The sequence below is a fragment of the Pseudomonas sp. SWRI99 genome, assembly GCF_014270125.1.
In the GTDB taxonomy this organism is placed as follows: Bacteria; Pseudomonadota; Gammaproteobacteria; order Pseudomonadales; family Pseudomonadaceae; genus Aquipseudomonas; species Aquipseudomonas hamedanensis.
On the sequence record NZ_JABWQR010000021.1, the window covers coordinates 18,877 to 45,492 of the forward strand.

The window sequence follows — 26,616 nt, forward strand, 5'->3', positions numbered from 1 at the left end:
GACGAACGGAGACGGACGAGTTTGCGCGGAGGGCGCTCAAGGCCATGCGGCGGTGAGCAAGTGCGCGGATTTTGGACGGAATGAGGGCGGACATAGGTGGCGCTCCAAGTTCGATATCGGAACTGCCACGGTCCTTCCTACGGGATTGGGTGGCAGCCGTGCGTGGGGTAGGAATACCGGGAAACTTGGAACCCGGCCAGGCCGAAGCCTGCCCACACACGGCCGCCATAACACTTAACTGCGGGCGTAAAAAAAGACGCCAGCAATCGGAATGGGGGCGCCTGTGCGCCAAGTTTTCTGATGGGTTCCTACACCCGGCCATGGATTTTGCCATGACTTGGGGCGAACCATACCGACGGGCGCGACTGCTGGCAAGAAGACTTATCGACCGTTCATCGCTGATCATGAGGGGAGCAATCATGCCGCCACCTTTTGGCGGGATGAGCCCGTCTTCTCAAGCATGGCCAGAACGTTGCGCCCGCGCTTGTGTTCGGAAGCCGGTAGGCTGTAGCGGGTCACCAGGCAAGGCAGACCCCAATGATTCGGCACACGCTCCATCAGGCGGTTGAAGTTCAGCCCGTAACCGTTGGACAGACTGCTGATGGTCGAGTGAAGGCAGTGGTCGCCCAAACGCTCTGCCTCGAAGCGATTGAGGCTCAGGTCTTTGAGGAAGTGGCCCAGGACGCGACTGATCTTTGTCGGTGCTTTCCCGGTGCTGGTGGTAATATCGGCTTGAGATTTTTCCGGGCCGGCCTTTTTGGGTTGGCCTTTTTTTTGGTCAGTCATTTATGCGGCCTCTCCACGCAGAGCGATGCGCTGGCGCACCCATGCCTGGACCTCGGCTAGCACGAAGCCCACCGGCGAGCCGCGCGACTTGCTGTTGCTCAGGGGCACCGGGCGCGGAAAGGTCGGATCGTCTTTGAGGCGTTTGTACACGGTGGGGCGAGCGAGGCCGGTGATAGCCTCAAGGTCCGGCATGCGAATCAGGGTGATCGCCGGGTCAAAGTTCTGTGCAGAGACAGCGGAAGGCTGGTGCGGCGTATGAATGGTGTGCATTTTGCGTTTCCCGATACTGATTTAGACAGGAAACACATTGCGTCGGCAGGGCTATTGTCGAAAATGTATGACATGCCGGCGTGCCGTCACGTCATACCAATCTGTCACTTACCGGCAGCGATGTCAGAGCGGTCTGACACATTGTCAGGCTTGATCGCACTCGCCAATTCCGCGGCCTGGCGCACTGGGATGCCTCGCTCCGAAATGAAGCTCTGGATGCTTTTCTGCAAGGGCGGACGCTCTGGATCGTACTCAATCCAGAATTTGATCGTGGCCTGTTGGGCGGCTGACAGAGCTCTTGTCGTATATGGGAATGTGAGCGCCCCAGTATCGGTTGGACCATTGCTGTCATGGGTGATGGGTATCAGCAGCGGCTTATCTCCCGGCAGTGGGCTGTCCGGCTGCGCAGTCGCTACCGCGTCGCTTGATTCGGCTGCCTCCATCTCGTCGATTGCGTGGAATTGGCGGAGGACGTACGACATACCCCACGCTGCGCACAACATGCCGCTTGTGCTGCCCATGACTATCCACCCCAGCGTGTCATAGCCGTACTGTTTCAGAGCCAAAAACACGCACAGCAGGATCATGCCGGCGACCATGCCCGCAAGAAAAAGGCCGAGCTGGTGGTTGTAGTATTCACGCTTCATCTGCCGCTCCCTCCCAGGAGCCCCAATTGGCTAGATTGGCTGACCAGGCGGTTGGGAATCCCGCTTTTCGTCCCGTCGGACTAGATCAGCCAAAACTCTATGCTCTCCAGATACTGGCTATTCAAACAGTAATGGCGGACAGTCTATATCTGTCTATCTATCAGATGAAAGCGCCGTGTCATGCGCGTTTACCGAAGTGTCCCTGAACCACAACACCGCCCGCGAGACCGTCGAGGTAGTTCGCATACCATTGCATCATCACAGTGCGCTGCGGCAGGTACTTCGCTTTGTTGTATACGCCAGCGACGCCGGGCTTCTTGTGGGATAGCTGGGCCTCGATGTGGTTCTCGTCGAACCCGTTTTCATTGAGGACAGTCGACGCGATGTGTCGGAACCCGTGCCCGGTCTGGCGCCCCTCGTAACCCATTCGCCGCAGTGCCATCAGGAACACCGTGTCGCTGCGGGGCTTCGTGCGGTCGCTGCGGCCGGGGAAAAGCAGGGGATTGCCACCGGTGTACTTGCGCAACTCTTCCAGCGCCTCGATCGCCTGAGTGGAGAGGGGGACCAGATGCTCCATTCCCTTTTTCCGCCCCTTCCGATTCACCGGGACAGTCCAGATCTTTTTATCAAGGTCGAACTCTGACCACTCCGCCTCGCGCAGCTCGCTGGGGCGCACGGCAAAAAGGCTCAGCAAGCGCAGGCCGAGGCGGACATCGTGGGCATGTGGATATGCGGCAATCGCGCGGATCAGGCCGGGCAACTCGTCTTGCGTTACGTGCGCGTAGTTCTCGGCTTTGCCTGACTGAAGATACTTCTGCAGCCTTCCAGCGGATTGTGCGTCGCGCGACCAGTCACCCTGGCCAAGTCGTAAACGTCACGGCAGTAGGAGCGAACCCGGCTCATTTGCTCAAGGATTCCTTTCTGCTCCATGCCGCGCAGAAACTCCATCCATTCGAGTGGGGTGATATCCACGAACTGGCGCTTGCCGAACACAGGGAAGACATGACGCTCCAGGGCGCCGATGATCCGCTTCGCTGTTCCGGCATCCCAATTGGTCAGGCGTGACGCGTACCACTCCCGCGCCAATGGCTCGAACGTCTCGCCGGCGATATCCCGATCTGCCTTTTTGCGAGCCTGTTTCGTGACGATGGGGTTTTTGCCGTCGGCGGCATCGGTGCGCAGTTCAGCAGCTTTCTGCCTGGCGGCCGATCCGCTCACCTCTGGGTAACCGCCGAGCCCGAGCCATGACCATTTGCCGTCTGGCTTCTTGTACCGGAGCTGCCAAGACTTTTGCCCGTCAGGTTTCACGCGAAAATAAAGGCCGCTCCCGTCGAGCTCGCGATACTCCTTGGCGTCAGGCTCAAGGCCGGCCAATGCGGTATCAGAAAGGGGGCGGCGTTTTATCTCGGAGCGCTTCATTTGGGCTTGTATCCCCTCGGTTCAATTATTTGTCGAGGATACACAGGGGGATACACAGAGGGAAGGTATAGAGGGATACAGGGAGAGATAGCCAGAAACAAGAAAGCCCGCACTAGGCGGGCTTCTTGAGGTTGCTTAGAGACTCATGGAGACATCTGTAAACAGGTACTTGGTGGCTACACAGGGACTTGAACCCCGGACCCCAGCATTATGAATGCTATGCTCTAACCAACTGAGCTATGTAGCCAAGTGGCGCGCATTATTCCCCTGAAATGATAAAGCGTCAAGCGTAAATCAAAAATATTTCTTCCTGTTTTCAACCGCTTATCCTCGGGCCCCGAAAATCGGGGCCGGGGAGGGCGTCAGCGCAGCTGGAATCTGGCGGTATTGGCGCTCAGGGCCTGGCTGCCCTGGCTCAAGGTGTCCGCCGCGAGGTTCACGGCGCGCGCGCCTTCGAGCAAACGCACCGCCGCTTGATCGACCTGCTGGATATTGCCGCTGACCTCATCAGCCGTACTCGCCTGCTCTTCAACGGCCGTGGCGATCTGCGCCAGGGTGTCGGTGACACTTTGTACGGCGCTGGCGATTTCCCCAAGGCGTTCGCCGAGACCAGTGACCGCTTCGGCGTCCGACTGGGCCTGGCCGCAAGCGGCTTCCATCAGGCTCACCGCTTCGTTGACGGTAGCGCGCAGGCTGTCGACGGTGCCGGCGATTTGCGCGGTGGACGATTGCGTGCGTTGCGAGAGGCTGCGTACCTCGTCGGCGACCACAGCAAAGCCACGACCCTGTTCACCAGCGCGCGCCGCTTCGATGGCGGCGTTGAGTGCGAGCAGGTTGGTCTGCTCGGCGACGCCGCGAATGGTGTCGACCACCAGTTGAATCTGCTGGCCTTGCTCGCTGACCCGGCCGAGCGCGGCGGCGGTGTCGTTCAGGCGTTGATTGAGCTGCTGAATGCTTGCCGTGGTGCGCTGGCTGTCGCGGCTGCTGTCGGCGGCGATGCGGCGGGTGTGCTGGGCGCTGCCGGACGCCTGCTCGCAGCTTTGCGCCACGCCTTGCGAGGTGGCGGCCAATTGCGTGGCGGCAGCGGCGATCTGGCTGATCTGCAACTGCTGCGCCTCGACTTCGCCGAGGGCGCCGCTGGAGTGTTGGTTGAGGCTGCGCACCGCGTTGCTCAGTTGCGAGGTCTCGTGGTCGACGCCGAGCATGCTGCTGCGCAGTTGCACCACGGCAACGTTGAGTGCTGTGCTGATCGCCGCCAGTTCATCGCGACCCACCACCGGCACTTGCAGGCTCAGGTTGCCGTCGCGCAAGGCTTCGGCGAGCAGGGTGATGCCGCTGGCGCTGCGGCGGATTGATGCCTGCAGGCAGACGAACAGGTACAGCGCGGCCAGCAGCAAACAGCCGAAGATCATGGCAACAAGGATGAACTGGCGGATCGCCGTGCCGTGATAGGCATCAAGCCGCTGATCCAGCGCTACCAGCGATTGCTGGCGCAGGGATGCCAGATCAGTGAGCAACGCATCGAGGCTACGTTCGAAGTCTTCCGGTTTCAGGTTAATGCTGCCGCCGAACACGCCGTCGTCGAGTACCTTCAGGCTGCTGTCGAGGTGTTTGAGGCTGTCGTGGTATTGGCTGGCCCAGGCTTGCAGATCGGCTGGCAGACGCGCTTCGAGCAGCCCTGCCGTTTTCACCAGTTGCTCGCGGGCGTCGCCGATGCGGCTGCGCAGGTCACGCAGTTGCAAGCGGCTCTGCAAGGTGAACTGGCCGGAGACGACCGAGGCCTGACCGACGGCCGCGAGGCGACCGACCCGCTCGATCAGGTCCGGCGCGTGTTGCGTGGAAATCTGCGTCAGCAGGTAGGTTTCCAGCCACGGCGCCAGCGTCAGGCGATTGTCCATGACAATCTGCTCGCGCAAGGCTTGCAGTGCGCCCAGGGCATTGGTGAAACGGTCGTAACCGTCCGGCCACCAGCCAACACCGCTGAGGCTTTTCGAATCCAGACTCTTGAGCGCCGATTGCAGCGCTTGAAAGCGCGCGAGGGTTTCGCCCTCGGCGCCTTCCTGGTTCAGCGCGTTACCCAGGTCGGTGGTGGCTTGCAGCACCGCCGGTTGCACGCCGTCGAACGCGGCCATGGCGGCGAGAGTGGCCGGTGTCGGCTGGCGATTGGTTTCCGTGGCGCGCCAGCGGGCGGCGCGGTCACGTTGAGCGGCGAGCAGGTTGTCCAGCGCATCCAGCGCCAGCAATTGACGCACCCCGGCGCGCTCGCCAGAAATCAGGTTGAGCTTCTCTTTATAGTCCTGGCCGATCATCAACAGGCTGCCGGCCAACGGCAGAATGAACAGCAGAAACAACATCTGGAATTTACGCGCGAAGCCAAACCGCCCCAGCAATTTGATCCCCGGTGAAAGGAAAGCCTGCATGCCTCATGACTCCTCTGGACACCACGCACCATTGGCGTGCATCGCGAGCTTCTCGCCCACGACCGTGCCCTCTAAAAGGCCTCGAAAGTTCACCTGTGCCCGCTCTGTAGGCCGGCTCTGTAGCGAAACTTCCCATTGTCGAGCGCCTTTGTAAGGCGATCGTGTTCAAGGGCAGAAGCAAGGCAAGATTCAGACCATGGCGTTGCGCTATCATTTTTTGTCGGCGGCCAGCCAGTTAGTTAGCTGCCTAAGGGGATGGCGCTCACGCACCGAAAAATGGCACATTGACGTACCTGCCTGCGGGCAATTCTCTGCTGTCCGGAAATTTCCATGGCTATCAGCAACGTTCAGACCGCCGCTGCCTCGGCGACCGCTGCTCCCCAAAGCAGTCCACTGGTAATGCGCATCATCGGCGCGGTGGCGCTGGCGCATTTGATCAACGACCTGATCCAGTCGGTGCTGCCGTCGATCTACCCGATGCTCAAGGCTAACTATGGCTTGACGTTCACCCAGGTCGGCCTGATCACCTTGACCTTCCAACTGACCGCGTCGCTGTTACAACCGTGGGTCGGTTATCACACCGATCGACATCCGAAACCCTGGCTGCTGCCGGCGGGCACGGTGTGTACCTTGATCGGTATTCTGATGATGTCGGTAGTCGGCAGCTTCCCGCTGATTCTGCTGGCGGCGGCGCTGATTGGCATTGGCTCATCGACCTTTCACCCGGAAGCGTCGCGGGTCGCGCGGCTGGCATCGGGCGGGCGCTATGGCCTGGCGCAGTCGACGTTTCAGGTCGGCGGTAATGCCGGTTCCGCATTCGGCCCATTGCTGGCGGCGGCGATCATCATTCCGTTCGGCCAAGGCAATGTGGCGTGGTTTGGCCTGTTCGCGGTGTTTGCGCTGTTCGTGCTGTATCGCATCAGCCGCTGGTACGCCAATCACCTCAACCTGTTCAAGCTCAAGGCCGGCCAGGCTGCGACGCACGGATTGTCGAAGGGCAGGGTGACCAGTGCGCTGGTGGTGCTGGGCTTGCTGGTGTTCTCCAAGTACTTCTACATGGCCAGTTTCACCAGTTACTTCACCTTCTACCTGATCGAGAAGTTCGACCTGTCGGTGGCCAGTTCGCAGCTGCACCTGTTCCTGTTCCTGGGCGCGGTGGCTGCGGGCACGTTTTTCGGCGGGCCGATTGGCGACAAGATCGGGCGCAAGGCAGTGATCTGGTTTTCCATCCTCGGCGTGGCGCCGTTCACGCTGATCCTGCCGCATGTCGATCTGTTCTGGACCAGTATTCTCAGCGTGGTGATCGGCTTCATCCTGGCCTCGGCGTTCTCCGCGATCGTGGTGTACGCACAGGAACTGGTGCCGGGGAATGTCGGGATGATCGCCGGGATTTTCTTCGGACTGATGTTTGGTTTTGGCGGGATTGGTGCGGCGCTGCTCGGGCATCTGGCGGATGTGCACGGGATCGAGTATGTGTATTTCCTCTGCTCGTTTTTGCCATTGTTTGGCGTGTTGGCGATTTTCCTGCCGCGTACCAAAAAGGCCTGACCCGACACAAACCCCTGTGGGAGCGGGCTTGCTCGCGAAGGCGTCGTGTCAGTCGACGAATGTTTTGCTGACACACCGCCTTCGCGAGCAAGCTCGCTCCCACAGGTACAGTGTCAAATCGCAGGCACAAAAAAGCCGCGTATCAAACGCGGCTTTTTCTCGGGGGGCCGTCGCTTAGACGTTAAAGCGGAAGTGCATCACGTCGCCGTCCTTGACGATGTAATCCTTGCCTTCCAGGCGCCATTTGCCGGCCTCTTTCGCACCGGCTTCGCCTTTGTACTGGATGAAGTCGTTGTAGGCGATGACTTCAGCGCGGATAAAGCCTTTTTCGAAGTCGGTGTGGATCACGCCAGCGGCTTGTGGCGCGGTGGCGCCGACCTTGACGGTCCAGGCGCGGACTTCTTCGACACCGGCGGTGAAGTAGGTCTGCAGGTGCAGCATTTCGTAGCCGGCGCGGATCACGCGGTTCAGGCCAGGCTCTTCCAGGCCCAGGGCCTCGAGGAACATGTCTTTCTCTTCGCCGTCATCGAGCTCGGCGATTTCCGCTTCGATCTTGTTGCAGACCGGAACGACCATGGCGCCTTCTTCTTCGGCGATGGCACGAACCACGTCCAGGTGCGGGTTGTTCTCGAAACCGTCTTCAGCAACGTTGGCGATGTACATGACCGGTTTGGTGGTCAGCAGGTGGAAGCCCTTGATCACGGCTTTCTCATCCGCGCTCATGTTCTTCATCAGGCTGCGTGCCGGTTTGGCTTCGGTGAAATGCGCGATCAGTTGCTCCAGCAGCGCTTTCTGAACCACTGCATCCTTGTCACCGCCCTTGGCGTTGCGCGCGACTTTCTGCAGTTGTTTTTCGCAGCTGTCGAGGTCGGCGAAAATCAGTTCCAGATCGATGATTTCAATGTCGCGTTTCGGATCGACGCTGTTGGAGACGTGGATCACGTTGTCGTCTTCGAAGCAGCGCACGACGTGAGCGATGGCATCGGTTTCGCGGATGTTGGCGAGGAACTTGTTGCCCAGGCCTTCGCCTTTCGAGGCGCCGGCGACGAGGCCTGCGATGTCGACGAATTCCATGGTGGTCGGCAGGATGCGCTTCGGATTGACGATGGCCGCCAGTGCTTCCAGACGCGGATCCGGCATCGGCACGATGCCGCTGTTCGGCTCGATGGTGCAGAAGGGGAAGTTCTCCGCCGCGATACCGGATTTGGTCAGGGCGTTGAACAGGGTGGACTTGCCGACGTTAGGCAGGCCGACGATGCCGCAATTGAATCCCATGGTGTTTCCCCTCGGAGTAGAGTCAGGCCTTCTGGCTGTGCAGGTTTTTCATCGCGCGGTTCCATTCACCGGCGAGGATATCCGGCAGCACGCCGAGGGCAAAATCGATGCTGGCATCGAGTTTTTCCTGTTCGGCGCGTGGCGCACGACCCAGGACGAAATTTGAAACCATACTGGCAACGCCCGGGTGGCCAATGCCAAGCCGCAGGCGGTAGAACGTGTTCTGATTGCCCAGTTGCGCAATGATGTCGCGCAACCCGTTGTGACCGCCATGGCCGCCGCCTTGCTTGAGCTTGGCAACGCCCGGAGGCAGATCGAGTTCGTCGTGCGCCACGAGGATTTCTTCAGGCTGGATGCGGAAGAAACCGGCGAGTGCCGCCACGGCCTGGCCGCTGCGGTTCATGTAGGTGGTGGGAATCAGCAGACGAACATCCTGACCCTGATGCGAATAGCGCCCGGTCAGGCCGAAATATTTGCGATCGGCCACCAGATTCACATTCTGTGCGTGGGCGATGCGCTCAACAAAAAGGGCCCCTGCGTTATGCCGGGTCTGTTCGTATTCAGCGCCTGGATTACCCAGGCCAACGATCAGTTTGATGGCAGTCACGATAGGGGCCCTTCCTTGGAGTGGTGGATAACATCGCCGCGATCAGGGAAAGCGGCGAAAGTGGACGAAAAATGCTCATTTACCATGGATGTAAACTTCGCGTTCTCGCCCGCTTTCTCGCTACGTTCCAGTCCGCGATGTTACTTGCTCACTCAGGCTATACAGAGTGAATTACTCTGCTGCGCCTTCTTCAGTAGCTTCTGGAGCAACACGTGGAGCGTGGACGTTGGCAACAGCCTTGTCATCGCCGTGTGCCAGAGCAACGAACTCAACGCCTTTAGGAGCTTTGAGGTCCGACAGGTGAATGATCGAGCCGATTTCAGCGTCAGCCAGGTCGACTTCGATGAATTCAGGCAGATCTTTCGGCAGGCAGGACACTTCGATTTCAGCGATAACGTGCGAAATCTCGCCGCCTTTCTTCACTGGAGCAGCTTCGTTGATGAAGTGCACAGGAACGATGGCGGTCAGTTTCTGGCCGGCAACAACGCGTACGAAGTCAGCGTGCAGCACGTGGCCCTTGGACGGGTGACGCTGCAGTGCCTTGATGATGACGTTTTGCTTGGTGCCACCAACGTTCAGCTCGATGATGTGGCTGTAAGCCGCTTCGTTTTCGAGCAGTTTGGCAACTTCTTTGGCCAGCATGCTGATGGATTCAGGGGCTTTTTCGCCACCGTAAACTACAGCTGGAACCAGGCTTGCGAGACGACGCAGGCGGCGGCTCGCACCTTTCCCCAGGTCGGAACGCACTTCAGCATTCAGAGTAAAATCGTTCATTGTGTATCTCCAAAATAGCCATGACCGAGTGGCGTTTGCGACCAGCGCCGAACACGGTATGGGCAAAAAAGCCCCGCCCCGACAGGTATGCCGGGGCGGGGCGCTTTTCGTCAACGAGACATTTCGTGAAGGGCAGGGCCCTTAACGGAACATCGCGCTGATCGATTCTTCATTGCTGATGCGGCGAACCGCTTCGGCAACAACCGGTGCGATATCCAGTTGACGGATACGTGCACAGGCTTGTGCTGCTGCGGACAGCGGGATGGTGTTAGTGACCACCAGCTCGTCCAGCACGGAATTTTCGATATTCTCGATGGCCCGGCCCGACAGCACAGGGTGTGTGCAGTAGGCAAAGACCTTGGCTGCGCCATGCTCTTTCAGGGCCTTGGCCGCGTGGCACAGAGTGCCGGCGGTATCGACCATGTCATCGACGAGAATACAGGTACGCCCTTCGACATCACCGATGATATGCATCACTTCAGAGTGATTGGCTTTCTCACGGCGTTTGTCGATGATCCCGAGATCAACGCCCAGCGACTTGGCCACGGCACGTGCACGCACGACGCCACCAATGTCCGGGGATACGATCATCAGGTTTTCGAAGCGCTGATCTTCAATGTCATCCACCAGAACCGGGGAGCCGTAGATGTTATCTACCGGAATATCGAAGAAGCCCTGAATCTGGTCAGCATGCAGATCAACCGTGAGAACACGGTCGATGCCGACTACGGTAAGCATGTCAGCGACGACTTTCGCGCTGATGGCCACACGTGCGGAACGCGGACGGCGATCCTGACGGGCATAACCAAAATAAGGAATAACAGCAGTGATACGAGTAGCCGAGGAGCGGCGGAAGGCGTCAGCCATCACTACCAGTTCCATCAGGTTATCGTTTGTCGGAGCGCAGGTCGGCTGAATAATGAAAACGTCTTTACCGCGAACGTTTTCATTGATCTCGGCTGTGATTTCGCCGTCGGAAAACTTGCCGACAGAGATGTCACCGAGAGGGATATGCAGCTGACGTACAACACGCCGAGCCAGATCGGGGTTAGCGTTCCCCGTAAAGACCATCATCTTGGACACGCGCAGTACCTAGAGGCTGAGGGTAACCTGGATGAGTAGAGAAAATGGCAGGGGCGGCTGGATTCGAACCAACGCATGGCAGGATCAAAACCTGCTGCCTTACCGCTTGGCGACGCCCCTGTATCTGTTGCTTCAAGTGCCTGGCACTTGATTCCTTTAGAGCAGACTTTGCAGCTTGCGATGCAACATCGAAACGTTGCTTCCTTTTGCTACAAATCCTGAAAGGGTCTCTGTCAGAAGGGCCGAGACTTTATCAGCTTCAGCTTTGCTTGGGAAGCCCCCAAACACACAACTTCCAGTTCCGGTGAGCTTTGCTTCGGTAAATTTACCTAACAAATCCAATGCGTTACGTACTTCTGGATAACGCCTTGCAACCACCGGCAAGCAGTCATTTCGACTGTTTCCCTCGGGAACGGGGCGCACTTTAATGGGCGGCGTGTTACGTGTCAACAAAGGATCGGAAAAAATTTCTGCCGTACTTACAGAGACTTGCGGCACGAGCACCAGATACCACGGTTCTTCGGGATCGACCGGGGTCAGTTTCTCGCCCACGCCCTCGGCAAACGCCGCGTGGCCACGGACGAAAACCGGTACGTCAGCGCCCAGTGACAAGCCCAGAGCGGCCAGGCGATCTTCATCCCAACCCAGTTGCCAGAGATGGTTGAGGCCGAGCAAGGTCGTGGCCGCGTTTGAACTGCCGCCGCCGATGCCGCCGCCCATGGGCAGCACTTTGTCGATCCAGATGTCGATGCCCAGCGCGCAGCCGGACTGTTGCTGCAACATTTTCGCTGCGCGCACGATCAGGTTGCTGTCGTGGGGCACGCCGGCGAATTCGGTATGCAGTCGGATCACCCCGTCATCGCGCACGGCAAAGGTGATGTCATCACCGTAATCGAGGAACTGAAACAACGTCTGCAACTCGTGATAACCGTCTTCGCGGCGACCCAGAATGTGCAGCATCAAATTGAGTTTGGCCGGCGAAGGCAGGGTCAAGCGTGCAGCGGCCATGGGTTATTGCCCCAGCTTGCGTGGTTGCCAGGTCTTGATCACGAGCGTGACGTCGAGATCAGTGCCGTGCAACTTGATGCGCTCGGGTAGCCAGTAGCCGTTCTGCTGGGTGTAGGCGGTGTACTCGACTTTCCAGCCATCCTGTTCGAGGCTGGCCAGGCGGCTGTCGGCGTCCAGATTCAGGCGACTTTTGCTTTCCGGCGCTGGCAGGCCACGGACCCACCAGGCCAGATTCGACACTGGCAGTTTCCAGCCCAGTTGCTCCTCCAGCAGGGCTTCCGGGGACTGCGATTCGTAGCGGCCCTGGTTGGCGACTTCCAGCGACACCTTGCCCGGACGTCCGGTCAGGCGTGCTGCGCCGCGACCCAGCGGGCCGGACAAACGAATGTCGTAGTAATCCTGGCGTTGCAGCCAGAACAGCGTGCCGCTGCCGGAATCCTTTGGCGCGCGGATGCCGATCTTGCCGTCGATCTGCCAGCCATCGAGGCCGGTCAGTTGTTGTTTGTTCGCCGCCCACTGGGCCGGGCTGCCGTGGCCTTCGACCGATTCACGGGCGCCGAAACCCGCGCAACCGGCGAGCAGGGCGATAAAACTGAAAACAATAACGTGGCGCAAAAACATGAGTTAAAGAGTCTCGGATCCGGTCAGGCGCTTGATGGTGCTGCGCAGGATGGTGCTGTCGGGCTGATCCTTGAGGAATTTGCCCCACACTTGTCTGGCTTCGCGCTGATTACCCTTGGCCCACAACACTTCGCCCAGATGCGCGGCCACTTCGTGGTCAGGGAAACGCTCGAGCGCCTGGCGCAGATATTTCTCCGCGTCGTCCAGATTGCCCAGGCGGTAATTCACCCAGCCGAGGCTGTCGAGTACGGCCGGGTCTTCCGGGTTGATCTGGTGGGCCTGCTCGATCAGCGTCTTGGCTTCGGCGTAGCGGGTGGTGCGGTCGGACAGGGTGTAGCCCAGCGCGTTGAGCGCCATGGCGTTGTCCGGGTCGCGCTTGATGATCAGGCGCAGGTCTTTTTCCATCTGCGCCAGGTCATTGCGTTTTTCTGCGAGCATCGCCCGGGTGTACAGCAGATTGAGATCGTCCGGGTATTTCTGCAGGGCCTGCTGCAAAACTTGCCAGGCTTTGGCTTCTTGCTTGTTGGCCGACAGGGTTTCCGCCTCGATCAGGTACAGCTGGATCGCATAATCAGGCTGCTCGTCACGTTCGGCGGCCAGTTTGCTTTGTGCTTCAGCGGTCTTGCCGTTGTTCATCAGGATATCGGCCTGACGCAATTGCGCCGGCAGATAGTCGTTGCCCGGACCAACCTGCGCGTATTCGATCAGCGCGCCTTGCGGGTCGTTACGTTCTTCGGCAATGCGCCCCAGGTTCAGGTGCGCCGAATCGACATGGCTTTCGCGCGCGATCAGGTCTTCCAGATAGCCTTTGGCTTCATCCCAGGCCTTGGCTTCCAGGCACACCAGCGCGAGGGAGTAGCGCAATTCGTCGTCTTCCGGGTACTGCTGAACCAGGCTGGAGAACTCGGTCTTGGCGTCATCCATCCGGTCCTGCTCGACCAGCATGCGCGCATAGGTCAGGCGCAGGCGCTTGTCGTCCGGGTATTTTTTGATGCTTTTCTGCAACAGCGGCAGTGCTTCGTCGCCACGGTTCAACACTTGCAGCAGGCGCGCGCGCAGCAAAATCGGGGCAACTTCGCCGTCTTCCGGCGGGTTGTCTTCGAGCAGCGTCAGGGCGCCTTGATTGTCGCCGTCCTGCTGCAAAAGCAAAGCCTTGCCAAAAATCAGTTGATTGTTGTTCGGGTGCCGTTGCAGCAAACGGTCGAAGCTTTTCATCAGACCATTGCGGGTTTCCTGATCGGTGTCGGCGGCCGACAGCGCGAGGAAATCGAAATGGGTGTCGCCCTTGCCCTGCAGGACTTTTTCCATGTAGACCATGGAGTCGTCGTAACGCCCGGCGCGGGCCAGTTGCACGGCGGCGGCGCGTTGCGCTTCGAGGTCGTCCGGAGCGTTGCGTGCCCAGATCAATGCGGTATCGAGGGCCGGTTGATCGGCGCCCAGGTATTCGGCGATGCGAAAGGCGCGCTCGGAAACACCCGGGTCCTGCGTGTTGATGGCCTGGGTCACGTAGTTGTCCAGGGCAATGTCGAAACGATTGCGCTGACCGGCGAGCTCGGCGCTCAGCAGGCTGAACACGGTTTCCTCGCTGAACGAGCTGTAGACCTTGGGTTTTTCAGGCGCGGGCGTGGTGTCTTCGGTCGGCGGAGTACCGTCCGGCGCAACGGGGGCCAAGGCCTGGCAGCCGCTGAGGAACACAAAAGCGAGGAGCAACGCGGAAGATCTATTCATATAGGAAGAGGACGACTAACCTGCGGTCGGATCATCATGACACAAGCCTTCGGCCAAACATAACCGAGACTCAATTGTGGCCATTATAGGGGCTGACGATTGGGACAATAGTCAGCGGTAGTTGTTCTGAATCTTTCGAAGTAGGACAATTGCCGGCTTCACGTCACCATCAGCGACCTTGAATGGCCTTCCTTGCACTCGGTATCAACCACAAGACTGCATCAGTAGACGTGCGCGAGCGCGTGGCCTTTACGCCTGAGCAACTGGTGGAAGCCTTGCAACAGCTCTGCCGACTGACCGACAGCCGCGAAGCTGCGATCCTCTCCACCTGCAATCGCAGTGAGCTTTATATAGAACAGGATCAGCTGTCGGCCGATACCGTGCTGCGCTGGCTGGCCGATTATCACCATTTGAGCCTCGAAGAGCTGCGGGCCAGTGCTTATGTGCATGAAGACGATGCGGCCGTTCGTCACATGATGCGCGTCGCCGCAGGACTCGACTCGCTGGTGTTGGGTGAACCGCAGATTCTCGGCCAGATGAAGTCGGCCTACGCCGTGGCTCGCGAGGCCGGCACCATCGGTCCGCTGCTGGGACGGCTGTTTCAGGCGACGTTCAATGCGGCCAAGCAGGTGCGCACCGACACGGCCATCGGCGAAAACCCGGTTTCCGTGGCGTTCGCCGCGGTCAGTCTGGCGAAACAGATTTTCAGCGACTTGCAGCGCAGCCAGGCCCTGCTGATCGGCGCTGGCGAGACCATTACGCTGGTCGCCCGCCATTTGCATGAACTGGGGGTCAAGCGCATCGTCGTCGCCAACCGTACGCTGGAGCGCGCCAGTCAGTTGGCCGAACAGTTTGGTGCCCACGCGGTGCTGCTGTCGGACATCCCCGCGGAACTGGTGCGCAGCGACATCGTCATCAGTTCGACCGCCAGTCAGTTGCCGATTCTCGGCAAAGGCGCGGTGGAAAGCGCGTTGAAGCTGCGCAAGCACAAGCCGATCTTCATGGTCGACATTGCCGTGCCCCGGGACATCGAGCCGGAAGTCGGCGAACTCGACGACGTTTACCTCTACAGCGTCGACGATCTGCACGAAGTGGTCGCCGAGAACCTCAAGAGTCGTCAGGGCGCAGCCCAGGCGGCGGAAGAGATGGTCTCGGTCGGCGCCGACGATTTCATGGTGCGCCTGCGCGAGCTGGCGGCAGTCGACGTGCTCAAGGCCTATCGTCAACAGAGCGAACGGCTGCGCGACGAAGAATTGCAGAAGGCCCTGCGCCTGCTGGCCAACGGCGGCAACGCCGAAGACGTGCTGGGCCAACTGGCCCGTGGCCTGACCAACAAACTCTTGCATGCACCCAGCGTGCAACTGAAAAAGCTGTCTGCCGAAGGCCGCCTCGATGCGCTGGCCATGGCCCAGGAACTCTTTGCCCTTGAGGGCTCACCGGATAGTTTTTCGGATAAAAAACCGCAATGAAAGCGTCACTGCTCAACAAGCTGGACATTCTCCAGGACCGTTTCGAGGAACTGACCGCGCTGCTCGGCGACGCCGAAGTCATTTCCGATCAGGCCAAATTCCGCGCGTATTCCAAGGAGTATGCCGAACTGGAGCCTGTAGTGGCCGGCTATAAAAAGCTGCTCGGCGTACAAAGCGATCTTGAAGGCGCCCAGGCGTTGCTCAAGGACAGCGACCCGGACATGCGCGAAATGGCCGTGGAAGAAGTCCGCGAAGCCAAGGAATTGCTGGTCACGCTGGAGTCCGATCTGCAACGCATGCTGCTGCCCAAGGATCCCAACGACGGCCGCAACGTGTTTCTCGAGATCCGCGCCGGCACCGGTGGCGACGAGGCGGCGATCTTTTCCGGCGACCTGTTCCGCATGTACTCGCGCTACGCCGAGCGCCGTGGCTGGCGGGTGGAGATCCTCTCGGAAAACGAAGGCGAACACGGTGGCTATAAAGAAGTCATCGCCCGCATAGAAGGCGACAACGTTTACGGCAAGCTCAAGTTCGAGTCCGGCGCGCACCGCGTACAGCGTGTACCCGCCACCGAATCCCAGGGCCGTATCCACACCTCGGCCTGCACCGTGGCGGTGTTGCCCGAGCCGGACGAACGGGAAGCCATCGAGATCAACCCGGCGGATTTGCGCGTCGACACTTTCCGCTCCTCCGGGGCCGGTGGTCAGCACGTCAACACGACCGATTCTGCGATCCGCATCACCCACATCCCGACCGGCACCGTCGTCGAGTGCCAGGAAGAACGTTCCCAGCACAAGAACCGTGCCCGGGCGATGGCGTGGCTGTCGGCCAAGCTCAACGATCAGCAGACTGCTGCGGCGGCCAACGCCATCGCCAGCGAGCGCAAGTTGCTGGTCGGCTCCGGCGATCGCTCCGAGCGGATTCGCACCTACAACTTCGCTCAGGGCCGGGTCACCGACCATCGGGTCAACCTGACCCTGTATTCGCTTGATGAAATTCTCGCCGGCGGCGTGGAGGCCGTAATCGAGCCGTTGCTGGCCGAATACCAGGCTGACCAACTCGCCGCGATAGGTGAATAAATGACCATCATTGCCAGCCTGTTGCGCGCCGCCGAGCTGCCGGACTCGCCCACCGCGCGCCTGGACGCTGAACTGCTCCTTGCCGCCGCTTTGGGTAAGTCGCGCAGTTTTCTGCACACCTGGCCCGAGCGCATTGTGCCGAGCGAAGCGGCGCTGACCTTTGCCGAATACCTGCAACGGCGCCGCAGTGGTGAGCCGGTGGCGTATATCCTCGGCCAGCAAGGCTTCTGGAAACTCGACCTGGAAGTCGCGCCGCATACGCTGATTCCACGCCCGGACACCGAGTTGCTGGTGGAGGCGGCGCTGGAACTGTTGCCAGCGACCCCGGCAACGGTGCTCGACCTCGGCACTGGCAGCGGCGCAATCGCTCTGGCCTTGGCCAGTGAACGTCCGGCGTGGAAAGTCATCGCCGTGGATCGTGTGCTCGAAGCCGTGGCGTTGGCCGAACGCAATCGCCAGCGCCTGCAATTGGATAACGTCACGGTGCTCAGCAGCCATTGGTTCAGTGCACTTGAAGGCCAACGCTTTGGGTTGATCATCAGCAACCCGCCGTACATCGCCGCCGCCGATCCGCATCTGATCGAAGGTGACGTGCGTTTCGAACCGGCCAGCGCGCTGATCGCCGGGGAAGACGGCCTCGACGATTTGCGCCTGATCGTCGCCCAGGCTCCGGATCATCTGCACGCCGGCGGCTGGCTGATGCTCGAGCACGGCTATGATCAGGCCCAGGCTGTGCGGGATCTGCTGCTGAGCCGTGGCTTTGAAGAGGTCCACAGCCGTACCGATCTGGGCGGCCATCAACGCATCAGTCTGGGGCGCCTGCCGTGCTGAATGATCAGGAGTTGCTGCGCTACAGCCGGCAGATTCTGCTGCAACACATCGACATTGACGGCCAGTTGAAGCTCAAAGCCAGTCGGGTGTTGATTGTCGGCCTCGGCGGACTTGGCGCGCCGGTGGCCCTGTATCTGGCGGCGGCGGGCGTGGGCGAGCTGCATTTGGCGGATTTCGATACGGTCGACCTGACCAACCTGCAGCGCCAGATTATTCATGACACCGACAGCGTCGGTCTGAGCAAAGTCGACTCGGCGCTCAAACGCCTGGGCGCGATCAATCCCGAGATTCAACTGATCGCCCATCGTCAGGCGCTGGACGAGGACTCACTGGCCGCTGCCGTAGCGGCAGTGGATCTGGTGCTCGACTGTTCGGATAATTTTGCCACCCGCGAAGCGGTCAACGCCGCGTGTGTTGTCGCACGCAAACCTTTGGTCAGCGGCGCGGCGATTCGCCTGGAAGGGCAGTTGTCGGTGTTCGACCCACGGCGTGCCGAAAGCCCTTGTTATCACTGCCTGTATGGTCACGGCAGCGAGGCCGAACTGACCTGCAGCGAGGCCGGCGTGGTCGGGCCGCTGGTCGGTCTGGTCGGCAGCCTCCAGGCGCTGGAAGCCTTGAAAGTGCTGGTCGGCTTCGGCGAACCGCTGGTTGGCCGCTTGCTGCTGATCGATGCGCTGGGTTCACGTTTCCGTGAGTTGCGGGTCAAGCGCGATCCAGGGTGCAGCGTCTGTGGTTCGCGCCATGCGTGAAGCGCCGATCGGCGTGTTCGACTCCGGCGTCGGCGGCTTGTCGGTATTGGCAGAGATCCAGCGTTTGCTGCCCAATGAATCGCTGCTTTATCTCGGCGATTGCGGGCACATTCCTTACGGTGAAAAAACCCCGGAGTTCATCCGTCAGCGTTGCAGCGTGATGGCTGCTTTTTTCCGCGAGCAGGGCGCCAAGGCGCTGGTGCTGGCGTGTAACACCGCGACAGTGGCGGGCGTCGCCGATCTTCGTCGCGACTATCCCGACTGGCCGATTGTCGGCATGGAACCGGCGGTCAAACCCGCCGCAGCGGCCACGCGCAGTGGCGTAGTCGGCGTGCTGGCGACGACGGGGACTTTGCAAAGCGCCAAGTTTGCCGCGTTGCTTGATCGCTTCGCGGCTGATGTCAGAGTCATCACCCAGCCGTGTCCGGGGCTGGTCGAACGGATTGAAAACGGCGATTTGCACAGCGCCGACCTGCGCGCGTTGTTGCAAGGTTATGTCACGCCATTATTGGCTCAAGGCTGCGACACGATCATTCTTGGCTGCACGCACTATCCGTTCCTCAGGCCGCTGCTCAGGTCGATGATCGGCGACGATATAAGCCTGATCGACACCGGAGCCGCCGTGGCCCGGCAGCTTCAGCGTTTGCTCGCCGAGCGCGATCTGCTCGCGCAGGGTCCGAGCCTGCCTGTGAAGTTCTGGACCAGCGCTGATCCGCAATCCCTCAGAAAAATCCTACCGTTGCTGGGCCAAACTGCGTCGAATGTGCAAAACTTCGACTTGTAAAAAAAATGTGAAATAACTAAAAAAACGCTGAACTTCTGACCAAGCGCAGATTTCTATAGCGACAGAAGCACTAAAACCAAACGATCGTTCCGGAAAAGGAAGTTTCAAAGTGAAGCGACTATTCTGCTTGGCCGCGATTGCGGCCGCACTGATGGGGCAAAGTCTTTCTGCACAGGCTGCGGACGTAGAGTTTGCGGTGGGCGGGACCAGCGATTCGACCATGACTTATCGTCTGGGCATGAATTTCGATTGGGACAAGAGCTGGCTGCAGAGCGATGTCGGCCGCCTGACCGGTTACTGGAGTGGCGCCTACACCTATTGGGAAGGTGACAAGACTTCCAGCAACAACAGCCTGTCGTTCTCGCCAGTGTTTGTTTACGAATTTTCCGGTCAGTCGGTTAAACCTTACGTTGAAGCCGGTATCGGCGTGGCGTTGTTCTCCAACACCGAATACGAAGACAACAAACTGGGCGGCTCCTTCCAGTTCGAAGACCGTCTCGGTTTCGGCCTGCGCTTCAATGGCGGCCACGAAGTCGGAATCCGTGCCACGCACTATTCCAACGCCGGTCTGTCCAGCGACAACGATGGTGTAGAAAGCTACTCACTGCATTACTCGATGCCGCTGTAAATAAAGTTCAAAAGATCGCAGCGTTCGGCAGCTCCCACAGGAGAAATCATTCCCTGTAGGAGCTGCCGAAGGCTGCGATCTTTTGCTTGTGAATCAGCGGTAGACGGTAGATATGCCTCGGCGCTCTTCGATGCACTCCGGTGCGCCCATTTCAAACTCGCGGCAGATCAGTGGGCGTTTCTCGTAGATCGTGCACATCATGCTGTCGCGGTCCAGCGCCGCGCACCAGCCGTCGTCCAGGCGCAGCATGACTTCGCCGCCCCACTCATCGGTATCGATAAAGCGATCCGGCACGCCGGTGTCGGTGATCAGCAGCACTTCGAGCTGGCAACAGCACGCGGCGCAGGTCGAACAGGTGACTGCCGGTTCGGCGATTTGCGTATGAGGAATGGTTTTCATGGCGCCAGTGTAAGGCAGTGATCGCTGTGGGTGTGAACGCGCAGACGGACGCTCAAGGCGCCAGGCGTCGAGCCATTACGTGTAGCAGTGGAAACAGCAGAGCCCAGAGCAGGCCGATGACGATCAGCGTGGCGACCTCGCCGTAGGGGAATTGCACCCCGGCCAGGCGCCCACCGCCGTAGTAGGACATCGCCCCGCCCACCGCACCGAGGCCGCTGGCCAGCCACCATGGCCGGGCGCTCCATTCAAGGCAATGGCGCAAAGTCGTGGCCAGCAGCGCCCAGAGCAGCATCAGCCAGAGCGGAATCAGCGGCGAAGCATCCTCGAACCGAAACACCCCGAGGTAACGCAAAACCCCGTCCACCGCGATGCCGACAATGACCACGCAAAGAATCAAACGGCCCTCCGCCGCCCAACTGCCGATCCAGCGCAGATGGATCACCAACACCGCCAGGGCCAGCAGTAGCCACAAGCTGTCGCCGCCCAGCACGCAGGCCAGCCAGCCGAGCTGAAACAGCACGGCATTGGCCGCACGCTCAAGCATCGAAGCGGCCGAGCAGAGGCGTCGGCATCGCCGCCGGTTTGGCCAGCAACAGTTGCGCGGTGCCGATGGTGCGCTCGAGGAAGCCACCCTCGCAGTAGCACAGGTAAAATTCCCACAGCCGCAGGAAATAATCGTCGTAGCCCAATTCATTCAAACGGCCATGGGCCAGGCGAAAGTTCTCGTGCCACAGGCGCAGGGTCCTGGCGTAGTGCAGGCCGAAATCTTCCATGTGCAGCAGGTTCATGTCGGTGTCGCGACTGACCACGTCGAGCATTTTCTGCACCGAGGGCAAGGCGCCGCCAGGGAAGATATAGCGCTGGATGAAATCGACGCTGCGCCGGGCCTGTTCATAGCGCTGTTCGCGAATGGTGATTGCCTGCAACAGCATCAAGCCGTTGCTCTTGAGCAGGCGCGCGCATTGCTTGAAATAGGTCGGCAGGAAGCGATGGCCGACCGCTTCGATCATCTCGATCGACACCAGTTTGTCGTACTCGCCGCTGAGGTCGCGGTAATCCTTGAGCAGCAGGGTGACGCGACCCTGCAAGCCCAGTTGCTCGATGCGGTTGGCGGTGAACGCGTACTGCTCTTTCGACAGGGTAGTGGTGGTCACGCGGCAACCATAATGCTGCGCTGCGTAGAGCGCCATGCTGCCCCAGCCCGTGCCGATTTCCAGCAGATGGTCGCTGGGCTGGAGAGCAAGTTTCTGGCAGATCCGTTCCAGTTTGTTCAACTGCGCCTGTTCCAGCGTGTCGGTGGGCGTGAGGAATTGCCCGGCGGAATACATCATGGTCGGGTCGAGAAACTGCTCAAACAGTTCATTGCCGAGGTCGTAATGCGCCGCGATGTTTTTCTGCGAGCCCTTGCGCGTGTTGCGGTTGAGCCAGTGCAAGCCTTGCACCAATGGCCGACCAAGGCGCGCCAGCCCCCCTTCCATGGCATCGAGCACATCGAGATTACTGACGAAGACGCGGACGACGGCAGTCAGGTCCGGTGAACTCCAATAACCGTGGATAAACGCTTCGCCGGCACCGATGGAACCGCTGCTGGCAATCAGGCCCCACAGCGCTGGATCGAGCACATGAACTTCGCCGAGCAGAGCGCTGCCGGGCGTGCCGAAGAGCATTTGCTCGCCATCCTCGACGACCATCAATTGCCCGTGTTTGAGCTGCGCCAACTGACGCAGCACGCCACGGCGCAGCAGCGAGCCGGTCAGACCGTTGGTGCTCAAGCGACTGAGTGGCAGGCTAGAGGATTTCATGGTGCGGCTCCTTCGGAGGCACAGAGGCGGTTTGGAAGCTGCCGTCGGCAGCCTGATGAGCGAAGATCGGCGCGCGCTTGAGCAGCAGTCGCAGCGCTTGCCAGTAAATCGCCAGGGCGGTTTTCGCGGTCATCCACGGGAAGCGCCGCAGATAGCTGTGCAGGCTGCGACGATCGAGCGGTTCGCGGCGTAGATTGAGCGTGGCGTCGAACAGTTTGTGGTCGCCCTGCCAGTCAGCCATGTGCACGCCGAGGGTTTGCGCGGCCGGGCTGAAACTCATGCGGTACTCCAGATCCCGCGGCAGGAACGGCGAAACGTGAAACGCCTTGGCCACGGCGAAGTGCTGATGGAAATCCACCAGGCTGGTCGGCGTCTGCGCTGGCAGCACGTAGTGATAACGCTCGCGCCATGGCGTATTGGTCACTTCGCAGACAATCGCCGCCAGTTGCCCGTCGGCTTCGTGGCAGTAAAAGAAACTCACCGGATTGAACGCCAGCCCCCAACTGCGTGGCTGGGTCAGCAGGCACACCGCGCCTTGCGGCTCATGACCGATGGCCGCGCCGACCTGCTGGCGCACGGCGTCGATCAGGCGCATGCCGTGAGCGGTAAATGCTTTTAGATAATCGCTTTCGCGGAACGAAAACGGCGCAAAGCGACTGCGACCGGCCAGGGGCGACAAGGCCAACACGGCCTCCTGCTCGCTGAGGTCGAGATAGAGCAGGCCGACCCGGTAACGGAATTGGTGGCGACGGGGCGAGAAGCGTCGGTGGTCGATCCAGCCCGAGTACAGGGCGCTGTTCATAAGGTCTCACCGAACGAGGCCGCCACGCGCAAGGCGCTGACCACACCATCCTCATGAAAACCATTGGCCCAGTACGCGCCGCAGTAATGCGTGTGTTGCGCACCATCGAGTTCGGCCCAGCGATTTTGCGCGGCCATCGCTGCGAGGCTGTATTGCGGGTGGGCGTAGGTGTAGCGAGCGAGGACCTTATCGGGGGCGATGCCCGCGCTTTGGTTGAGGCTGACGCAAAACGTCGTGTCGCTCTCGATGCCCTGCAGGATGTTCATGTTGTACGTGACGGCCGCGCGGGTATGGCCGGGCCCGCCAAGGCGATAGTTCCAGCTGGCCCAGGCCCGCTTGCGCGTCGGCAACAGGCCGGTGTCGGTGTGCAGCACCACTTCGTTATCGGCATAGGGCAGGGCACCGAGGATCGCCCGTTCGGCATCGCTCGGGATGGCCAGCAGTTGCAGGGCCTGGTCGCTGTGGCAGGCAAACACCACTTTGTCGAAGTGTTCGATGCCGGCCGGGCTGTGGATAACCACGCCGTGTTGGTTGCGCTCGACGCGAGTCACTGCACAATTGAGGCGAATATTGCCCCTGAATGACGCCGTCAGCGGCGCGATGTAAGCGCTCGAACCGCCGACAATGACTTGCCACTGCGGCCGATCGCTGACGGACAGCAGCCCGTGATTCTTGAAGAAACGCAGAAAAAACTGCAGCGGGAAATTGAGCATCTGTGCCATGGGCATCGACCAGATGGCCGCGCCCATCGGCACGATGTAATGCAGGACGAAGCGCTCCCCGTAACCGCCAGCCTTCAGGTATTCATCGAGTGTGGTATCGGCGCCAATGCGCAACTCGGCGAGATCACGCTGGGCTTGTTTGTTGAACCGCAGAATGTCTTTCAGCATGCCCCAGAAACCCGGCGACAACAGGTTGCTGCGCTGGGCGAACAGGCTGTTGAGGTTGTTGCCGTTGTATTCCACACCGGTGTCCGGGTCGGTCACCGAGAAACTCATCTCGGTCGGTTTGAAAGCCACGCCGAGCTGGTTGAGCAAGCGGATGAAGTTCGGATAGGTCCAGTCATTGAAGACAATGAACCCGGTGTCTACGGCGAACTCCTGGCCTTGGTGCTTGACCGGCACGGTGTGCGTATGACCGCCGACCCAGTCGCCAGCTTCGAACACTGTAATGTCATGACGGCGCTTGAGCAGGTAGGCGCAGGTGAGCCCGGCGATACCGCTGCCAATCACGGCGATTTTCATATCGGGTCTCGCTGCGGTGGGTTTTTGCGCACCATGCGTTTGCCGATGGCGAGCTGAGCGCGGGCGGGCAGTTTCGACAGCGGCCACAGCGCCGCCATGAACAGCGCCGGAAAGGCAATTTCCAGCGGACGGTCCTTGAGTTTGGCGTAGATGTGACGAGCCGCTTTATCCACAGGCCAGCTCAGCGGCATCGGGAAATCGTTCTTCTCGGTCAGCGGCGTTTCGACGAAACCGGGACTGATCACCGTGACTTCAATGCCTTCATCCGCCAGATCGATACGCAGTGATTCGAACAGATAACGCAGCCCGGCCTTCGATGCGCCGTAGGCTTCAGCCCGTGGCAGGGGCAGGTAAGTCACCGAGCTGGCCATGCCGACCAAGTGCGGCGCGGTGCCTTTGCGCAGCAGGGGCAGGGCGGCTTCGATGCAGTAACTGCTGGCAAGCAGATTGGTGCGCACCACGTGTTCGATGATCGAGGCATCGAACTGGCGGGCATCGACATATTCACAGGTGCCGGCGTTGAGAATCACGCTGTCCAGCGAACCCCAGGCCTCGGTGATCTGCTCACCGATTTCGCGCACGGTCTGACTGTCGGTCAGGTCTCCCGGCACCACTAGCACCTGTCCCGGATAGCGTTGGGACAGGACTTTGAGTGGCGCAACGTTGCGTGAGCTGACGGCCAGATGCGCGCCGCTTTTGAGGATGTACTCACACAATGCAGCGCCGATGCCACTGCTGGCCCCTGTCAGCCAATAACGCCGTGGAGGTGTACGACTCATCCCATTCTCCTTTTCAGCCAGGCAATCACCCGGCCCAATATTGGCAAGTGTTCATACAGCAGCGCCCCGGCATCGAAATAATCCCGGTGGCGATAAACCTTGTCCCGCCAGAGCAGGTGCGAACAGCCGTTGACGCAAATCTCGCGGCCGCCGGCCAGACGCGGGTGGCGGTAACGCATGACCCAGCGCAGGTAACCCTCACCGTCGGCAATTTGGTCGAAACCGTGAAAATCGAAACGCAGATCGCTGACGTTGGCGTACAACTCGGTGAAGTAATCTTGCAGTTGCGCCAGACCCTGCACTTCATGCAGTGGATCGGTGAAATGAATGTCGCTGCTGTACAGCTCGCCCAGGCGATGCAGGTTGTCTTTGTTCAACCCGGAAAATTGCCGGGCGAAGCTGCGCAGGAATTCACTCATCGACGGCTCCGGCAGCCTGGCGCGACGGCAGATTCTTGAACGCCGTCAGCGCGCGGTCGCGTGAAGCGCCAAGGTTGACGATCGGCGCCGGATAATCCGCTACGCCGAACAGCCCTCCAGCGCTGGCCGGGTTGTGTACTTGCTTCTTGTTGAGCCCAGCCAGTTCCGGCAGCCAGTGCTTGATGAACACGCCTTCGGCGTCGAACTTTTCCGACTGGCTGACCGGGTTGAAAATGCGAAAGTACGGCGCTGAGTCGGTGCCGGTCGACGAGCTCCATTGCCAACCGCCGTTGTTCGCCGCCAGATCGCCATCGATCAGGTGGCGCATGAAAAAGCGTTCGCCTTCGCGCCAGTCGATCAGCAGGTTTTTGGTCAGAAACATCGCCACCACCATGCGCAGGCGGTTGTGCATCCAGCCGGTTTCGAGCAATTGGCGCATCGCTGCGTCAATGATTGGCAGACCGGTGCGCGCCTCTTGCCAGGCTTTCAAATCCTCCGGCGCGTTACGCCATGCCAGGGCTTCGGTTTCCGGGCGGAAGGCGCGGTGCCGCGAAACCCGCGGATATCCAACCAGGATGTGTTTGTAGAACTCGCGCCACAGCAGTTCGTTGATCCAGGTGACCGCGCCGACCTTGCCGCTTTCAAACTCGCCCTGATTGCTGTGCAGCGCGGCGTGCAGGCACTGGCGTGGCGAGATCACCCCGGCGGCCAGATAAGGCGAGAGCTGGCTGGTGCCGGGCTTGGCCGGAAAGTCGCGTTCGCTCTGGTAATAGTCGATCTGCGCATCGGTGAACGTATCGAGACGGCGCCGCGCTTCTTCCTCGCCGGCCGGCCACAATGCGCGCAGCGATTCGCTCGGCGTGGCGAAGCCTTTGATGGCGTCGGGAATCGCATCGCTGGCGATGTTCAGCGCAGCCTGTTTGCCCGGTGCCTTGACCCGTGCCGGCAGCGAACGGTGCAGGCGTTCGTAGCAGACTTTGCGGAACTGGCTGAACACCTGGAAATAGCTGCCGGTCTTGGTCAGCACGGTGCCGGGTTTGAACAGCAACTGATCCAGATAACTGTGGAATTCGATGCCCTCGGCCCGCAACGTTTCGGCCACGGCTTCATCGCGACGGCTTTCATGAACGCCGTATTCCTCGTTGACGTGAACCGCTTCGATCTTCAATTGCCGGCAGAGCTTGAGCAGTTCTGCCGGCGCCTGCTTCCAGTGCGCTGCGCTACGAATCAGTAACGGAATGTTCAACGCGCCGAGACTTGTGCTCAGCTCGCGCAGATTGCGCAGCCAGAAATCCACTTTGCACGGCGCATCGTCATGTTCCAGCCATTGCTGCGGGCTCAACAGGTAAACGGCCACGGTCGGGCCGCGCGCTGCGGCGGCCGCCAGGGCAGTATTGTCATGTTGGCGCAAGTCGCTGCGCAGCCAGATCAGTTGCATGTCGTTG

General features: G+C 60.2%; 26 protein-coding genes, 2 tRNA genes and 1 pseudogene. 7 read left to right on the top strand and 22 right to left on the bottom strand.

The window, feature by feature from the left end:
* Positions 1–417: 417 nt before the first annotated feature.
* The 6 genes and pseudogenes from HU743_RS17730 to HU743_RS17755 form a co-directional block, all read right to left on the bottom strand.
* Positions 418–786 carry a hypothetical protein gene (locus tag HU743_RS17730; protein ID WP_186650203.1) on the bottom strand — a complete coding sequence of 123 codons (369 nt, stop codon included), beginning with the start codon at positions 784–786 and terminating at the stop codon, positions 418–420.
* Positions 787–1,056 carry an AlpA family phage regulatory protein gene (locus HU743_RS17735; protein ID WP_101161876.1) on the bottom strand — a complete coding sequence of 90 codons (270 nt, stop codon included), beginning with the start codon at positions 1,054–1,056 and terminating at the stop codon, positions 787–789.
* 104 nt (positions 1,057–1,160) lie between these two features.
* Positions 1,161–1,703, bottom strand: a complete 543-nt coding sequence (locus HU743_RS17740; protein ID WP_186650206.1) for a hypothetical protein — start codon at positions 1,701–1,703, stop codon at positions 1,161–1,163.
* Positions 1,704–1,881: 178 nt separating this feature from the next.
* Positions 1,882–3,122 (bottom strand): annotated as a pseudogene (locus HU743_RS17745) (tyrosine-type recombinase/integrase).
* Between the two features lie 170 nt (positions 3,123–3,292).
* A tRNA-Met gene (locus HU743_RS17750) sits at positions 3,293–3,369 on the bottom strand.
* A 115-nt stretch (positions 3,370–3,484) separates the two neighbouring features.
* Positions 3,485–5,542: a methyl-accepting chemotaxis protein gene (locus HU743_RS17755; RefSeq protein WP_186650208.1), complete on the bottom strand. Its 2,058-nt coding sequence runs from the start codon at positions 5,540–5,542 to the stop codon at positions 3,485–3,487.
* A gap of 330 nt (positions 5,543–5,872) precedes the next feature.
* On the opposite strand from HU743_RS17755, the gene HU743_RS17760 reads away from it, so the two are divergent.
* Positions 5,873–7,090, top strand: a complete 1,218-nt coding sequence (locus HU743_RS17760) for an MFS transporter (protein ID WP_186551157.1) — start codon at positions 5,873–5,875, stop codon at positions 7,088–7,090.
* 174 nt (positions 7,091–7,264) lie between these two features.
* Here HU743_RS17760 and ychF read toward each other — a convergent pair whose 3' ends face one another.
* From ychF to HU743_RS17800, 8 genes are all read right to left on the bottom strand, one after another.
* Positions 7,265–8,365: a redox-regulated ATPase YchF gene (ychF, locus tag HU743_RS17765; protein WP_186551158.1), complete on the bottom strand. Its 1,101-nt coding sequence runs from the start codon at positions 8,363–8,365 to the stop codon at positions 7,265–7,267.
* Between the two features lie 22 nt (positions 8,366–8,387).
* Positions 8,388–8,972, bottom strand: coding sequence for an aminoacyl-tRNA hydrolase (gene pth / locus HU743_RS17770; protein ID WP_186530541.1), 585 nt, complete (start codon positions 8,970–8,972; stop codon positions 8,388–8,390).
* Between the two features lie 171 nt (positions 8,973–9,143).
* Positions 9,144–9,746, bottom strand: coding sequence for a 50S ribosomal protein L25/general stress protein Ctc (locus tag HU743_RS17775; protein WP_186551159.1), 603 nt, complete (start codon positions 9,744–9,746; stop codon positions 9,144–9,146).
* 141 nt (positions 9,747–9,887) lie between these two features.
* Positions 9,888–10,829 (bottom strand): ribose-phosphate pyrophosphokinase, encoded by a 942-nt coding sequence (locus HU743_RS17780; RefSeq protein ID WP_003171603.1) that lies wholly within the window; start codon positions 10,827–10,829, stop codon positions 9,888–9,890.
* Positions 10,830–10,874: 45 nt separating this feature from the next.
* Positions 10,875–10,949: transfer RNA gene (locus HU743_RS17785), tRNA-Gln, on the bottom strand.
* A 36-nt stretch (positions 10,950–10,985) separates the two neighbouring features.
* Positions 10,986–11,837: a 4-(cytidine 5'-diphospho)-2-C-methyl-D-erythritol kinase gene (gene ispE / locus HU743_RS17790; RefSeq protein WP_186551160.1), complete on the bottom strand. Its 852-nt coding sequence runs from the start codon at positions 11,835–11,837 to the stop codon at positions 10,986–10,988.
* Positions 11,838–11,840: 3 nt separating this feature from the next.
* Positions 11,841–12,458 carry a lipoprotein insertase outer membrane protein LolB gene (gene lolB / locus HU743_RS17795; protein WP_186551161.1) on the bottom strand — a complete coding sequence of 206 codons (618 nt, stop codon included), beginning with the start codon at positions 12,456–12,458 and terminating at the stop codon, positions 11,841–11,843.
* 3 nt (positions 12,459–12,461) lie between these two features.
* Positions 12,462–14,186, bottom strand: coding sequence for a tetratricopeptide repeat protein (locus HU743_RS17800; RefSeq protein ID WP_186650210.1), 1,725 nt, complete (start codon positions 14,184–14,186; stop codon positions 12,462–12,464).
* Between the two features lie 182 nt (positions 14,187–14,368).
* Between HU743_RS17800 and hemA the strand changes: the two genes are divergently transcribed.
* From hemA to HU743_RS17830, 6 genes are all read left to right on the top strand, one after another.
* Complete coding sequence (gene hemA, locus HU743_RS17805) at positions 14,369–15,655, top strand: glutamyl-tRNA reductase (RefSeq protein ID WP_186622849.1); 1,287 nt, start codon at positions 14,369–14,371, stop codon at positions 15,653–15,655.
* Positions 15,652–16,734 carry a peptide chain release factor 1 gene (prfA, locus tag HU743_RS17810; protein WP_186650212.1) on the top strand — a complete coding sequence of 361 codons (1,083 nt, stop codon included), beginning with the start codon at positions 15,652–15,654 and terminating at the stop codon, positions 16,732–16,734. The genes hemA and prfA overlap by 4 nt, the downstream gene beginning before the upstream one ends.
* A complete protein-coding gene (prmC, locus tag HU743_RS17815; protein WP_186650213.1) occupies positions 16,735–17,565 on the top strand; it encodes a peptide chain release factor N(5)-glutamine methyltransferase in 831 nt (276 codons plus the stop codon).
* Positions 17,559–18,314, top strand: a complete 756-nt coding sequence (locus HU743_RS17820; protein ID WP_186650215.1) for a molybdopterin-synthase adenylyltransferase MoeB — start codon at positions 17,559–17,561, stop codon at positions 18,312–18,314. Before prmC ends, HU743_RS17820 begins: the two co-directional genes overlap by 7 nt.
* Entirely contained in the window at positions 18,307–19,098 is a 792-nt protein-coding gene (gene murI / locus HU743_RS17825; protein WP_186650217.1) for a glutamate racemase, read from the top strand. Before HU743_RS17820 ends, murI begins: the two co-directional genes overlap by 8 nt.
* A 109-nt stretch (positions 19,099–19,207) precedes the next feature.
* Positions 19,208–19,726 (top strand): acyloxyacyl hydrolase, encoded by a 519-nt coding sequence (locus HU743_RS17830; protein WP_186650220.1) that lies wholly within the window; start codon positions 19,208–19,210, stop codon positions 19,724–19,726.
* 93 nt (positions 19,727–19,819) lie between these two features.
* On the opposite strand, the gene HU743_RS17835 is transcribed toward HU743_RS17830, so the two are convergent.
* The 8 genes from HU743_RS17835 to phrB are packed head-to-tail and all read right to left on the bottom strand — an operon-like array spanning position 19,820 to position 26,609.
* Complete coding sequence (locus HU743_RS17835; protein ID WP_186650223.1) at positions 19,820–20,125, bottom strand: YkgJ family cysteine cluster protein; 306 nt, start codon at positions 20,123–20,125, stop codon at positions 19,820–19,822.
* 52 nt (positions 20,126–20,177) lie between these two features.
* Positions 20,178–20,669, bottom strand: a complete 492-nt coding sequence (locus HU743_RS17840) for a DUF2878 domain-containing protein (RefSeq protein WP_186650226.1) — start codon at positions 20,667–20,669, stop codon at positions 20,178–20,180.
* Positions 20,662–21,927, bottom strand: coding sequence for a cyclopropane-fatty-acyl-phospholipid synthase family protein (locus HU743_RS17845; protein ID WP_186650228.1), 1,266 nt, complete (start codon positions 21,925–21,927; stop codon positions 20,662–20,664). The genes HU743_RS17840 and HU743_RS17845 overlap by 8 nt, the downstream gene beginning before the upstream one ends.
* The gene (locus tag HU743_RS17850) at positions 21,914–22,729 is read right to left on the bottom strand and encodes a DUF1365 domain-containing protein (protein WP_186650231.1); all 816 of its coding nucleotides are present in this window, start codon (positions 22,727–22,729) and stop codon (positions 21,914–21,916) included. Before HU743_RS17850 ends, HU743_RS17845 begins: the two co-directional genes overlap by 14 nt.
* Positions 22,726–23,973, bottom strand: a complete 1,248-nt coding sequence (locus HU743_RS17855; protein ID WP_186636843.1) for an FAD-dependent oxidoreductase — start codon at positions 23,971–23,973, stop codon at positions 22,726–22,728. Before HU743_RS17855 ends, HU743_RS17850 begins: the two co-directional genes overlap by 4 nt.
* Complete coding sequence (locus tag HU743_RS17860; RefSeq protein WP_186551174.1) at positions 23,970–24,752, bottom strand: SDR family NAD(P)-dependent oxidoreductase; 783 nt, start codon at positions 24,750–24,752, stop codon at positions 23,970–23,972. Before HU743_RS17860 ends, HU743_RS17855 begins: the two co-directional genes overlap by 4 nt.
* Positions 24,749–25,171 (bottom strand): nuclear transport factor 2 family protein, encoded by a 423-nt coding sequence (locus tag HU743_RS17865; RefSeq protein ID WP_186650233.1) that lies wholly within the window; start codon positions 25,169–25,171, stop codon positions 24,749–24,751. The genes HU743_RS17860 and HU743_RS17865 overlap by 4 nt, the downstream gene beginning before the upstream one ends.
* Positions 25,164–26,609, bottom strand: a complete 1,446-nt coding sequence (gene phrB / locus HU743_RS17870; RefSeq protein WP_186650236.1) for a deoxyribodipyrimidine photo-lyase — start codon at positions 26,607–26,609, stop codon at positions 25,164–25,166. The genes HU743_RS17865 and phrB overlap by 8 nt, the downstream gene beginning before the upstream one ends.
* Positions 26,610–26,616 lie beyond the last annotated feature (7 nt).

What these genes read in the sequence shown, in the direction of transcription:
- phrB (WP_186650236.1), bottom strand. Translation starts at nt 26,609, where the DNA reads ATGCAACTGATCTGGCTGCGCAGCGACTTGCGCCAACATGACAATACT.
- ispE (WP_186551160.1), bottom strand. Translation starts at nt 11,837, where the DNA reads ATGGCCGCTGCACGCTTGACCCTGCCTTCGCCGGCCAAACTCAATTTG.
- HU743_RS17845 (WP_186650228.1), bottom strand. Translation starts at nt 21,927, where the DNA reads ATGAAATCCTCTAGCCTGCCACTCAGTCGCTTGAGCACCAACGGTCTG.
- lolB (WP_186551161.1), bottom strand. Translation starts at nt 12,458, where the DNA reads ATGTTTTTGCGCCACGTTATTGTTTTCAGTTTTATCGCCCTGCTCGCC.
- prmC (WP_186650213.1), top strand. Translation starts at nt 16,735, where the DNA reads ATGACCATCATTGCCAGCCTGTTGCGCGCCGCCGAGCTGCCGGACTCG.
- HU743_RS17775 (WP_186551159.1), bottom strand. Translation starts at nt 9,746, where the DNA reads ATGAACGATTTTACTCTGAATGCTGAAGTGCGTTCCGACCTGGGGAAA.
- murI (WP_186650217.1), top strand. Translation starts at nt 18,307, where the DNA reads ATGCGTGAAGCGCCGATCGGCGTGTTCGACTCCGGCGTCGGCGGCTTG.
- HU743_RS17800 (WP_186650210.1), bottom strand. Translation starts at nt 14,186, where the DNA reads ATGAATAGATCTTCCGCGTTGCTCCTCGCTTTTGTGTTCCTCAGCGGC.
- HU743_RS17740 (WP_186650206.1), bottom strand. Translation starts at nt 1,703, where the DNA reads ATGAAGCGTGAATACTACAACCACCAGCTCGGCCTTTTTCTTGCGGGC.
- ychF (WP_186551158.1), bottom strand. Translation starts at nt 8,365, where the DNA reads ATGGGATTCAATTGCGGCATCGTCGGCCTGCCTAACGTCGGCAAGTCC.
- HU743_RS17840 (WP_186650226.1), bottom strand. Translation starts at nt 20,669, where the DNA reads ATGCTTGAGCGTGCGGCCAATGCCGTGCTGTTTCAGCTCGGCTGGCTG.
- HU743_RS17855 (WP_186636843.1), bottom strand. Translation starts at nt 23,973, where the DNA reads ATGAAAATCGCCGTGATTGGCAGCGGTATCGCCGGGCTCACCTGCGCC.
- HU743_RS17730 (WP_186650203.1), bottom strand. Translation starts at nt 786, where the DNA reads ATGACTGACCAAAAAAAAGGCCAACCCAAAAAGGCCGGCCCGGAAAAA.
- HU743_RS17835 (WP_186650223.1), bottom strand. Translation starts at nt 20,125, where the DNA reads ATGAAAACCATTCCTCATACGCAAATCGCCGAACCGGCAGTCACCTGT.
- hemA (WP_186622849.1), top strand. Translation starts at nt 14,369, where the DNA reads ATGGCCTTCCTTGCACTCGGTATCAACCACAAGACTGCATCAGTAGAC.
- HU743_RS17755 (WP_186650208.1), bottom strand. Translation starts at nt 5,542, where the DNA reads ATGCAGGCTTTCCTTTCACCGGGGATCAAATTGCTGGGGCGGTTTGGC.
- HU743_RS17865 (WP_186650233.1), bottom strand. Translation starts at nt 25,171, where the DNA reads ATGAGTGAATTCCTGCGCAGCTTCGCCCGGCAATTTTCCGGGTTGAAC.
- HU743_RS17850 (WP_186650231.1), bottom strand. Translation starts at nt 22,729, where the DNA reads ATGAACAGCGCCCTGTACTCGGGCTGGATCGACCACCGACGCTTCTCG.
- HU743_RS17860 (WP_186551174.1), bottom strand. Translation starts at nt 24,752, where the DNA reads ATGAGTCGTACACCTCCACGGCGTTATTGGCTGACAGGGGCCAGCAGT.
- prfA (WP_186650212.1), top strand. Translation starts at nt 15,652, where the DNA reads ATGAAAGCGTCACTGCTCAACAAGCTGGACATTCTCCAGGACCGTTTC.
- HU743_RS17760 (WP_186551157.1), top strand. Translation starts at nt 5,873, where the DNA reads ATGGCTATCAGCAACGTTCAGACCGCCGCTGCCTCGGCGACCGCTGCT.
- HU743_RS17735 (WP_101161876.1), bottom strand. Translation starts at nt 1,056, where the DNA reads ATGCACACCATTCATACGCCGCACCAGCCTTCCGCTGTCTCTGCACAG.